This window comes from Pseudomonas sp. HMWF032, from assembly GCF_003060885.1.
In the GTDB taxonomy this organism is placed as follows: domain Bacteria; phylum Pseudomonadota; class Gammaproteobacteria; order Pseudomonadales; family Pseudomonadaceae; genus Aquipseudomonas.
Window position 1 is genome coordinate 24,343 of sequence record NZ_QAIG01000004.1, and the last position, 9,718, is coordinate 34,060.

A 9,718-nucleotide genomic window follows, 5' to 3' on the forward strand; every position below is an offset into this window, starting at 1 on the left:
TCCGGGCTTTTTTATGGCGTACCAGAGACTTATATCTGGGCGATTGATACGTGACCGAAAAGCTCTTGCGAGAAACGTACACGCTCCTCGGCTGTTTCCACGATGCCTTTCTTGGCCAACTCGGCCAGGCGCGCTTCGACAGCGTGGGCGCGGTGGGTGAGGCCGCAGTCGTTGGCGATCTGGATGTTCAGGCCGGGGCGGGCGTTGAGTTCGAGAATCAACGGCCCCTTGTCCTGATCCAGCACCATGTCCACGCCGATATAGCCCAGGCCGCACAGCTCATAGCAGCCGGCGGCGAGTGTCATGAAGCCATCCCAGTTTGGCAGTTGTACGCCGTCCACCGCATTGGTGGTGTCCGGGTGCTTGCTGATCTTGTTGTTCAACCAGGTGCCGCGCAGGGTCACGCCGGTGGCCAGATCCACACCCACGCCGATGGCGCCCTGGTGCAGGTTGGCTTTACCGCCGGATTGGCGGGTGGGCAGGCGCAGCATGGCCATGACTGGGTAGCCCATCAGTACGATGATGCGGATGTCCGGCACGCCTTCATAGCTGATGCTTTTGAAGATTTGGTCCGGGGTGACGCGGTATTCGATGAGGGCACGATCACGGTGGCCGCCGAGGGAGTAGAGGCCGGTGAGGATGCTGGAGATCTGATGCTCGATCTCCTCATGGCTGATGATCTTGCCCGAGACGGTTTTATACTTCTCCTCGAAGCGATCCGCGATCACCAGAATGCCGTCACCGCCAGCGCCTTGCGCTGGCTTGACCACGAAATCCGGACGGTCGCCGATGATCGTGCGCAGGTTGTCGATGCCTTTTTCGGTGTCGATGATGCCGTACATCTCCGGCACATCGATACCGGCTTCGATGGCGCGCATCTTGGTGATGATCTTGTCATCCACAATCGGGTACAGGTGCCGTTTGTTGTATTTCAGCACGTAGTCCGCATTGCGCCGGTTGATGCCCATGATGCCTTTGGCTTCAAGGGCTTTCCACGTCTTGATCAGACCGAACATGGCATTAGTCCTTGAGGAAGGCTTTGAAGCGGAACAGTTCGGTCAGGCGGTAGCCGCGGTAGCGACCCATTGCCAGCATGAAGCCCACCAGAATCATCAGCACGGCCGGGAAGGTGAACACGAAGTAGTTCAGTTCCGGCACGCTCATCAGCAGGTGCGCGAGGGTGGCGGCGAACAGTGTCCCGATGGCGACTTTGAAGGCATGGCCACCGCCACGTTCTTCCCAGGTAATCGACAGGCGTTCGATGGTCATGGTCAGAATCACCATTGGGAACAGCGCGACCGACAGGCCGCGCTCCAGGCCGAGTTTATGGCTGAACAGGCTGATCACAGCAATCAGCACCACCACGAAGGTCAGGACCACCGACAGTCGCGGCAGCATCTGTAATTTCAGGTGTTCAAGGTAGGAACGCAGTGACAGGCCAAGCGCGGTAATCACGGTAAACAGCACGATGCCGAAGCCCAGCTGTGTCTCGCGGAAGGCCAGGGCGATCAGTACCGGGGTGAAGGTGCCGAGTGTCTGCAAACCGCCGAGGTTACGCAGGATCAGGATCACCAGCACGCCAATCGGAATCATCACCATGATCATGAAGGTTTGCTGGGTCTGCAGTGGCAGGCCGTACAAACTGTATTCAAGGAAGTCGGCGTCGGTGTTTTCGTCTGTCAGCTTGGCCAGACGGATGGCGTTCATCTCGCTGTTGTTTAGGCTGAAGCTGACCTGTGCCTGCTTGCCACCTTCCAGGCTGACCAGGTTGTCATCGCCGATCCACCAGACCAGGCGGTCAGCTGGCAGACCCTGCTCGCCGCTTTCTGGGTTGAAGTACAGCCATTTCTCGCCGTTGAAGCTGCGCAGCCACAATTCCGGGCTCTGCTGGATTTCGGCAGCCAGGCGAATGGTGTGCACACGCTCCATCGGCACGTGGGCGATGGACAGCAGCAGTTCGATGACTTTGGCTTTGTTCGGAGTCGACGCATCGCCGCTCAGCAGCAGTTTGACGTTGTCGTCATTGCTGTTGTTAACGCGCTTGATGGTTTCGCTGATAAAGGTCTCGACGTCCGCAGAGTGCTGGCGGATCGGCGCCAGAAGCGCTTCGGCAGCAATCTTCTCAACCCCCTCGACCGGAATACTGTCGCGGAAGATCGGCCCCTTAGCCTTGGCCTGTTCACCGCTGTAGCGCTTGGTCAGTACCAGGCGATAGTAGAGGGTTTGCTTGCCGCTGGCGCGCCGGGCGGACCAGGTGACTTTGCGGTTGCCATCGGCGCGGTTGATGCTCACACCGTAGTTGTTGGAGATAAAGCTCTCATTAAGGCTGACGTAATCCTGGGCCAGCGGCGGTACAAACATCTGCAGTTTGACCGGCTCGCGTGGGTTGGCCTGGAATTCGACCTTGGCGTCGATGTTCCACAGGTCGTCAGTCTCATCTTCAGTCATCGGGATGCCGAGGATAAAGATCTGATAAGCCGTAATCAGAACGCCCAGGCTCACGAGGAGTATGACCAGGACTTTCAGATGGAGGGTAAGAGAGCGCATGGGAATTACTCGCCAGGGTTTGCGTCAGGGGTGCAAGCAGGCTTGCCTGCTGCGTATTTAAGACTCGGGTCGACCAGGGCCGAAAAGCGCTTGAGTGCTTCTGAGCCTATCAACAACGGGTATTGGAATGCACTGCGGTCGGTCAAGTTCACTTCAATTGTGCGCAGGCTATGGCCCATGCAGACATCCATCTCGATCACTGGGCGCGCCGTGTAGGTTTTTTCTTCCTCTGGATCATAGTCGCCTGCGCGCCGTTTGATCTTGCTGATCCGTGCCAGTGGGCGCTCGATCGGGCTGGTGTGGGCTTCGTCGATGGCCAGGTAGAAACGCACCCAGGTTTCCCCGTCGCGCTTGAAACGTTTGATGTCGCGGGCGCTGAGCGAGGCGGTCTTGGCACCAGTGTCGAGTTTGGCGGCCAGCTTCAGATCGAGGTCGAACAGGCGGACGTATTCATTAAGCCCATAGACTGTCTTTCCCGCGGCAAGACCCAGGCCGGGTACAACGAGCAGGCATAGCAACAGAAGGAAGGGCTTTAGTGTCATAAGTCCTGTGGCATGGTGTCTGGAAATAAAGAAAACATCCATGTGCCTGCCTGGCGATTGGCAGGTCTGCTTTGGGAGTCTAGCAGGCGCTCGAGAATTCCTCTTCGATCACCAGCCGGTGCGCATTCTAACATGGCATTTTTCAGTCCGGACAGGCGCTTATGGGCGTTTGTGCAAGTAAGGTCGCATTCTTGCGTGACTAAAGTCCCTGCAAACACTGTCGACAATTTCCTTTATTTGTTTGACAGGTATTGGCTTCGGGCGTAGTTTTCCGGCACTTAATTTAAATAGTGTCGACAATATGCTGAGTGCCACTGAGTCGCTTGAGACGTATCAGGAAGATTCTGAAACGCTTTCCGAACAGGTTTTTCGGCTTATTCAGGCGGCCATCGTCAAGGGCGAGATTGCCCCGGGCAGCAAGATTTCCGAGCCTGAACTGGCGCGTACCTATGGCATCAGTCGGGGGCCGCTGCGTGAGGCGATTCACCGCCTGGAAGGCCAGCGCCTGCTGGTGCGCATCCCCCATGTGGGCGCGCGTGTGGTGTCGCTTAGCCATGCCGAGTTGATCGAGCTCTATGAAATTCGCGAGTCCCTGGAGGGCATGGCCTGCCGTTTAGCCGCCGAGCGCATGACCCAGGCCGAGATCGACGAGTTACGCCAGGTGCTGGACCTGCATGAGCAGGACGCAGCCTTCAAGGCAGGCGTCGGCTACTACCAGCAGGAGGGCGACTTCGACTTCCATTACCGGATCATCCAGGGCAGCGGTAACAAGACCCTGACCCAGATGCTCTGTGGCGAGCTGTATCAGTTGGTGCGCATGTACCGCCTGCAGTTCTCTGCAACGCCCAATCGGCCGCGTCAGGCCTTTGCGGAACACCACCGTATTCTCGATGCCATCGCCGACCGAGACGGCGAGCTGGCCGAGTTGCTGATGCGTCGTCATATCGGTGCGTCAAAACGCAATATCGAGCGCCATTTCTCCAGCTGCATGGGGGTGAGCGCACACACCAAGACAGCCAAACCACGAGGTGAGTCATGAGTCAGCTTTCCCCCGGCCAGCGTTTCCGTCAGGCGCTTGCTACCGAGTCGCCCCTGCAGGTGATCGGTGCGATCAATGCCAACCATGCCTTGCTGGCCAAGCGCGCAGGTTTCAAGGCTATCTACCTGTCCGGTGGCGGTGTGGCCGCAGGCTCCCTTGGCTTGCCTGACCTGGGTATCAACACCCTGGATGACGTGCTCACCGATGTGCGTCGTATCACCGATGTCTGCGACCTGCCGCTGCTGGTGGACATCGACACCGGCTTTGGCCCGAGCGCGTTCAATATCGAGCGCACCATCAAGACCCTGATCAAGGCCGGCGCAGCTGCCGCGCATATCGAAGATCAGGTGGGTGCCAAGCGTTGTGGGCACCGTCCGGGCAAGGAGATCGTCTCCTGCGAGGAAATGGTCGACCGTGTGCGCGCTGCCGCCGATGCCAAAACTGATCCTGATTTCTTCCTGATTGCCCGTACCGACGCGATTCAGGCCGAGGGTGTCGATGCTGCCATCGAGCGCTGCCTGCGTTACGTGGAGGCCGGTGCCGACGGCATCTTTGCCGAAGCGGCCTATGACCTGCCGACCTACAAGCGCTTCGTCGATGCGCTGAATGTTCCGGTACTGGCCAACATCACCGAGTTCGGCGCCACGCCGTTGTTCACCCGCGACGAACTGGCCTCGGTGGGCGTGGCCATTCAGCTCTACCCGCTGTCGGCCTTCCGCGCCGCCAACAAGGCCGCAGAAAGTGTCTACACCTCGATCCGCCAGAACGGCCACCAGAAAGACGTGATCGAGCTGATGCAGACCCGCGCCGAACTCTATGACCGCATCGGCTACCACGCCTTCGAGCAGAAACTCGACGCCCTGTTTGCCGCAAAAAAATAACAACGCACCAACCGGATTTGAGGAGATAAGCATGAGCGCAACCCCGGAAACCACCCCAGGCTTCAAGCCGAAGAAATCCGTGGCCCTCTCTGGCACTGCTGCCGGTAACACCGCCCTGTGCACCGTGGGCCGCACCGGTAACGACCTGCACTACCGTGGCTATGACGTGCTGGATTTTGCCAACCGCTGCGAGTTCGAGGAAATCGCCCACCTGCTGGTGCACGGCAAGCTGCCCAATGCCGCCGAACTGGCCGGCTACAAGGCCAAACTCAAGGCACTGCGGGGTTTGCCGGCGGCATTGAAGGTTGCGCTTGAACAATTGCCGCCGTCTGCTCACCCGATGGATGTGATGCGCACGGCTGTGTCGGTACTGGGTTGCGTGTCGCCAGAAAAGGACGACCACAACCACCCCGGCGCTCGTGACATTGCCGACAAGCTGATGGCTTCGCTGGGTTCTGCGCTGCTCTATTGGTACCACTTCAGCCACAACGGCAAGCGCATTGACGTGGAAACTGACGACGATTCCATCGGCGGGCATTTCCTCCATCTGCTGCATGGCGTGAAGCCTCGTGAATCCTGGGTGCGTGCCATGCACACCTCGCTCAACCTGTATGCCGAGCACGAGTTCAACGCCTCCACCTTTACCTCGCGGGTGATCGCCGGTACCGGCTCGGACATGTACAGCTGCATCGCCGGCGGTATTGGTGCGCTGCGTGGCCCGAAACATGGCGGTGCCAACGAAGTGGCCTTCGAGGTGCAGAAACGCTACGACACCCCGGACGAGGCCGAGGCCGATATCCGCGCGCGGGTCGAGAAGAAGGAAGTGGTGATCGGCTTTGGTCACCCGGTTTACACCGTGGCGGACCCGCGCAACAAGGTGATCAAGGAAGTGGCCCGCGAGCTGTCTATCGAGCAGGGCAATATGAAGATGTACGACATCGCCGAGCGTCTGGAAACCATCATGTGGGACATCAAGAAGATGTTCCCCAACCTTGATTGGTTCAGCGCCGTCAGCTACCACATGATGGGCGTGCCCACCGCCATGTTCACCCCGTTGTTCGTGATTGCGCGCACTTCCGGCTGGTCCAGCCATGTGATCGAGCAGCGCATCGACGGCAAGATCATTCGTCCGAGCGCCAACTACACAGGCCCTGAAGACCTGAAGTTTGTGCCGCTCAAGGACCGCACATAATGAGCAGCCCAGTGAACACTCAATACCGCAAACCGCTGGCCGGCACGTCGCTGGATTATTTCGATACCCGCGAGGCGGTCGATGCCATCACCCCGGGTGCCTACGCCAAGCTGCCGTACACCAGCCGCGTGCTGGCCGAGCAACTGGTGCGTCGCTGCGAACCTGCAGCACTGGCTGATGCGCTCAAGCAGCTGATTGACCGCAAGCAAGATCTGGATTTTCCCTGGTACCCGGCGCGGGTGGTGTGTCACGACATTCTCGGCCAGACCGCACTGGTCGACCTGGCTGGCTTGCGTGATGCCATCGCCGAGCAAGGGGGCGACCCGGCCAAGGTCAACCCAGTGGTGCCGACCCAACTGATCGTCGACCACTCCCTGGCTGTGGAATTCGCCGGCTTTGACCCGGATGCGTTCGAGAAGAACCGCGCCGTGGAAGAGCGCCGCAACGAGGACCGCTTCCACTTTATCGAGTGGACCAAGACAGCGTTCAAGAACGTCGACGTGATCCCGGCCGGCAACGGCATCATGCACCAGATCAACCTGGAGAAAATGAGCCCGGTGATCCAGGCGCGTGGCGGTATTGCGTTCCCGGACACCTGTGTAGGCACCGACTCGCACACCCCGCACGTCGATGCCCTAGGCGTGATCGCCATTGGTGTCGGCGGCCTGGAAGCCGAGACCGTGATGCTCGGCCTGCCGTCGATGATGCGCTTGCCCGATATCGTCGGCGTTAAACTGACCGGCAAGCGTCAGCCTGGGATCACCGCCACCGATATTGTCCTGGCGTTGACCGAGTTTTTGCGCCAGTCGCGGGTGGTCGGCGCCTGGGTCGAGTTCTTCGGTGAGGGGGCAGACAGTCTGTCCATCGGTGACCGTGCAACCATCTCCAATATGTGCCCGGAGTACGGCGCAACGGCGGCGATGTTCTACATCGACCAGCAGACCATCGACTACCTCAAGCTCACCGGGCGTGAGCCGGAGCAGGTGGCGCTGGTCGAGCACTACGCCAAGACCACCGGCCTGTGGGCCGATGCGCTGGTCAGTGCCGAATACGAGCGCGTGCTGAGCTTCGACCTGTCGACCGTGGTGCGCAACATGGCCGGCCCGAGCAACCCGCACAAGCGCCTGCCGACCTCGGCGCTGCACGAGCGTGGCATTGCCGATGAGGCCAAGTTGGCCGCTGGCAAGCTGGAAGAAGGCGAGGGCCTGATGCCGGATGGTGCAGTGATCATCGCCGCCATCACCAGCTGCACCAACACCTCCAACCCGCGCAACGTGGTGGCGGCCGGCCTGCTGGCGAAAAAAGCCAACCAGCTCGGCCTGCTGCGCAAGCCCTGGGTCAAGACGTCCTTCGCGCCGGGTTCGAAAGTCGCCAAGTTGTACCTGGAAGAGGCTGGCCTGCTGAGTGAGCTGGAACAGCTGGGTTTTGGCATCGTCGCCTACGCCTGCACCACCTGTAACGGCATGTCCGGTGCACTGGATCCGGTGATCCAGCAAGAAATCATCGACCGTGACCTGTATGCCACTGCCGTGCTGTCCGGTAACCGCAACTTTGACGGCCGCATTCACCCATATGCCAAGCAGGCGTTTCTGGCTTCGCCGCCGCTTGTAGTGGCTTACGCCATTGCCGGTACCGTGCGTTTTGACATTGAGCAGGATGTGCTCGGTCATGACCAAAACGGCAATCCGATCACCCTCAAAGACCTGTGGCCGAGCGACGAAGAGATCGACGCCATCGTCGCCTCCTCGGTGAAGCCTGAGCAATTCCGGCAGATCTATATCCCGATGTTCGATTTGGGCACTGTCACCGAGGCCGAAAGCCCGTTGTACGACTGGCGCCCGATGAGCACCTACATCCGTCGCCCGCCTTACTGGGAAGGGGCGCTGGCCGGTGAGCGTACGCTCAAGGGCATGCTGCCGCTGGCGATCCTGCCGGACAACATCACCACCGATCACCTGTCGCCGTCCAACGCCATCCTGCTGGATTCGGCGGCCGGTGAGTACCTGCACAAAATGGGCTTGCCGGAAGAGGACTTCAACTCCTACGCCACCCACCGCGGTGACCACCTGACCGCGCAGCGCGCCACCTTCGCCAACCCGCAGTTGGTCAACGAAATGGCCGTGGTTGACGGTGTGGTGAAGAAGGGTTCGCTGGCCCGCGTCGAGCCGCAAGGTCAGGTGATGCGCATGTGGGAGGCCATCGAAACCTACATGAACCGCAAGCAGAACCTGATCATCGTCGCCGGTGCCGATTACGGCCAGGGCAGCTCGCGTGACTGGGCGGCCAAGGGCGTGCGCCTGGCGGGTGTGGAAGTAATCGCGGCAGAAGGGTTCGAGCGTATTCACCGCACCAACCTGGTGGGCATGGGCGTATTGCCGGTGGAGTTCAAACCGGGTACTACCCGCCTGACACTCGGCCTCGACGGCACCGAGAGTTACGACATCCAGGGCGATGTGTCGCCACGCTGCGACCTGACCCTGGTGGTCAATCGCCGCAATGGTGAAGTGGTCAAGGTGCCAGTGACCTGTCGTTTGGACACTGCAGCCGAAGTGCACGTGTACAAGGCCGGTGGCGTTCTGCAGCGTTTCGCTCAGGACTTCCTCGAAGGCGCCGTCGCCTGATTCCGTGGGGTGGATGGCGCTTTTCCATCCACCGCTTTCACGCACCGACGGTGAAGCGTGATCCACCCTACGGCAATTTCACTTTTCAGCCAGGACCAAACCATGGCTCATCTCTCCCAGATTAGAATTCCCGCCACCTATATGCGTGGCGGCACCAGTAAGGGCGTGTTCTTCCGCCTGCAGGACCTGCCGCAAAACTGCCAGGTGCCGGGCGCCGCGCGCGACAAGCTGTTTATGCGGGTGATCGGCAGCCCCGATCCTTATACGGCGCAGATCGACGGCATGGGCGGCGCAACGTCCTCGACCTCCAAATGCGTAATCCTCTCGAAAAGCAGTCAACCGGAGCACGACGTCGACTACCTCTATGGCCAGGTTTCGATTGATAAGGCCTTCGTCGACTGGAGCGGTAACTGCGGCAACCTGTCTACCGGTGCTGGGGCTTTTGCCATTCATGCCGGTCTGTTGGACCCTGCGCGCATCCCGGAAAACGGTGTGTGCGTGGTGCGGATCTGGCAGGCGAATATCCAGAAAACCATCATTGCCCATGTGCCGGTCAGTAATGGCCAGGTGCAGGAAACCGGCGACTTCGAACTGGATGGTGTCACCTTTCCGGCCGCCGAGATCGTGCTGGAATTCCTCGATCCGTCCGATGATGGCGAGGAGGGTGGCTCGATGTTCCCTACCGGCAACCTGGTGGACGACCTGGACGTGCCGGGTGTCGGCACCTTCAAGGCAACCCTGATCACTGCCGGCATTCCGACCGTGTTCGTCAATGCCGAGGACATCGGTTATCAGGGCACTGAACTGCGCGAGCAGATCAACGGCGACCCTGAGCAGCTGGCGCGTTTCGAGAAAATCCGTGTGGCGGGGGCGTTGCGCATGGGGCTGATCAAAAC

The 9,718-nt window shown here is 60.0% G+C and carries 8 protein-coding genes; 5 read left to right on the forward strand and 3 right to left on the reverse strand.

All coding sequences use genetic code 11. The annotated features are described in order from the left end of the window. Positions 1–29: 29 nt before the first annotated feature. The 3 genes from DBR00_RS01745 to DBR00_RS01755 are packed head-to-tail and all read right to left on the reverse strand — an operon-like array spanning position 30 to position 3,089. The gene (locus DBR00_RS01745) at positions 30–1,016 is read right to left on the reverse strand and encodes an alpha-L-glutamate ligase-like protein (RefSeq protein WP_108488194.1); all 987 of its coding nucleotides are present in this window, start codon (positions 1,014–1,016) and stop codon (positions 30–32) included. A 4-nt stretch (positions 1,017–1,020) separates the two neighbouring features. Then, positions 1,021–2,547, reverse strand: coding sequence for an inactive transglutaminase family protein (locus DBR00_RS01750; protein ID WP_108488193.1), 1,527 nt, complete (start codon positions 2,545–2,547; stop codon positions 1,021–1,023). A 5-nt stretch (positions 2,548–2,552) separates the two neighbouring features. Further along, positions 2,553–3,089, reverse strand: coding sequence for an ATP-dependent zinc protease (locus tag DBR00_RS01755; RefSeq protein ID WP_108488192.1), 537 nt, complete (start codon positions 3,087–3,089; stop codon positions 2,553–2,555). 301 nt (positions 3,090–3,390) lie between these two features. Here DBR00_RS01755 and DBR00_RS01760 point away from each other — a divergent pair, with 301 nt between their 5' ends. The 5 genes from DBR00_RS01760 to prpF form a co-directional block, all read left to right on the forward strand. After that, entirely contained in the window at positions 3,391–4,128 is a 738-nt protein-coding gene (locus DBR00_RS01760) for a GntR family transcriptional regulator (protein WP_108488191.1), read from the forward strand. Further along, on the forward strand, positions 4,125–5,009 hold the full coding sequence (gene prpB / locus DBR00_RS01765) for a methylisocitrate lyase (protein ID WP_108488190.1): 885 nt from the start codon (positions 4,125–4,127) through the stop codon (positions 5,007–5,009). Before DBR00_RS01760 ends, prpB begins: the two co-directional genes overlap by 4 nt. Positions 5,010–5,040: 31 nt before the next feature. After that, the gene (gene prpC, locus DBR00_RS01770; RefSeq protein WP_108488189.1) at positions 5,041–6,201 is read left to right on the forward strand and encodes a 2-methylcitrate synthase; all 1,161 of its coding nucleotides are present in this window, start codon (positions 5,041–5,043) and stop codon (positions 6,199–6,201) included. An 11-nt stretch (positions 6,202–6,212) separates the two neighbouring features. Continuing rightward, positions 6,213–8,822, forward strand: coding sequence for a Fe/S-dependent 2-methylisocitrate dehydratase AcnD (gene acnD, locus DBR00_RS01775; protein ID WP_108488220.1), 2,610 nt, complete (start codon positions 6,213–6,215; stop codon positions 8,820–8,822). Positions 8,823–8,924: 102 nt separating this feature from the next. Continuing rightward, positions 8,925–9,718, forward strand: a 794-nt coding sequence (gene prpF / locus DBR00_RS01780; RefSeq protein WP_256582909.1) for a 2-methylaconitate cis-trans isomerase PrpF, incomplete at its 3' end; no start/stop codon positions are given.

Bases quoted from the DNA above. Each gene is read 5' to 3' on its own strand.
- DBR00_RS01745 (WP_108488194.1), bottom strand. From the start codon at position 1,016: ATGTTCGGTCTGATCAAGACGTGGAAAGCCCTTGAAGCCAAAGGCATC.
- DBR00_RS01750 (WP_108488193.1), bottom strand. From the start codon at position 2,547: ATGCGCTCTCTTACCCTCCATCTGAAAGTCCTGGTCATACTCCTCGTG.
- DBR00_RS01755 (WP_108488192.1), bottom strand. From the start codon at position 3,089: ATGACACTAAAGCCCTTCCTTCTGTTGCTATGCCTGCTCGTTGTACCC.
- DBR00_RS01760 (WP_108488191.1), top strand. From the start codon at position 3,391: ATGCTGAGTGCCACTGAGTCGCTTGAGACGTATCAGGAAGATTCTGAA.
- prpB (WP_108488190.1), top strand. From the start codon at position 4,125: ATGAGTCAGCTTTCCCCCGGCCAGCGTTTCCGTCAGGCGCTTGCTACC.
- prpC (WP_108488189.1), top strand. From the start codon at position 5,041: ATGAGCGCAACCCCGGAAACCACCCCAGGCTTCAAGCCGAAGAAATCC.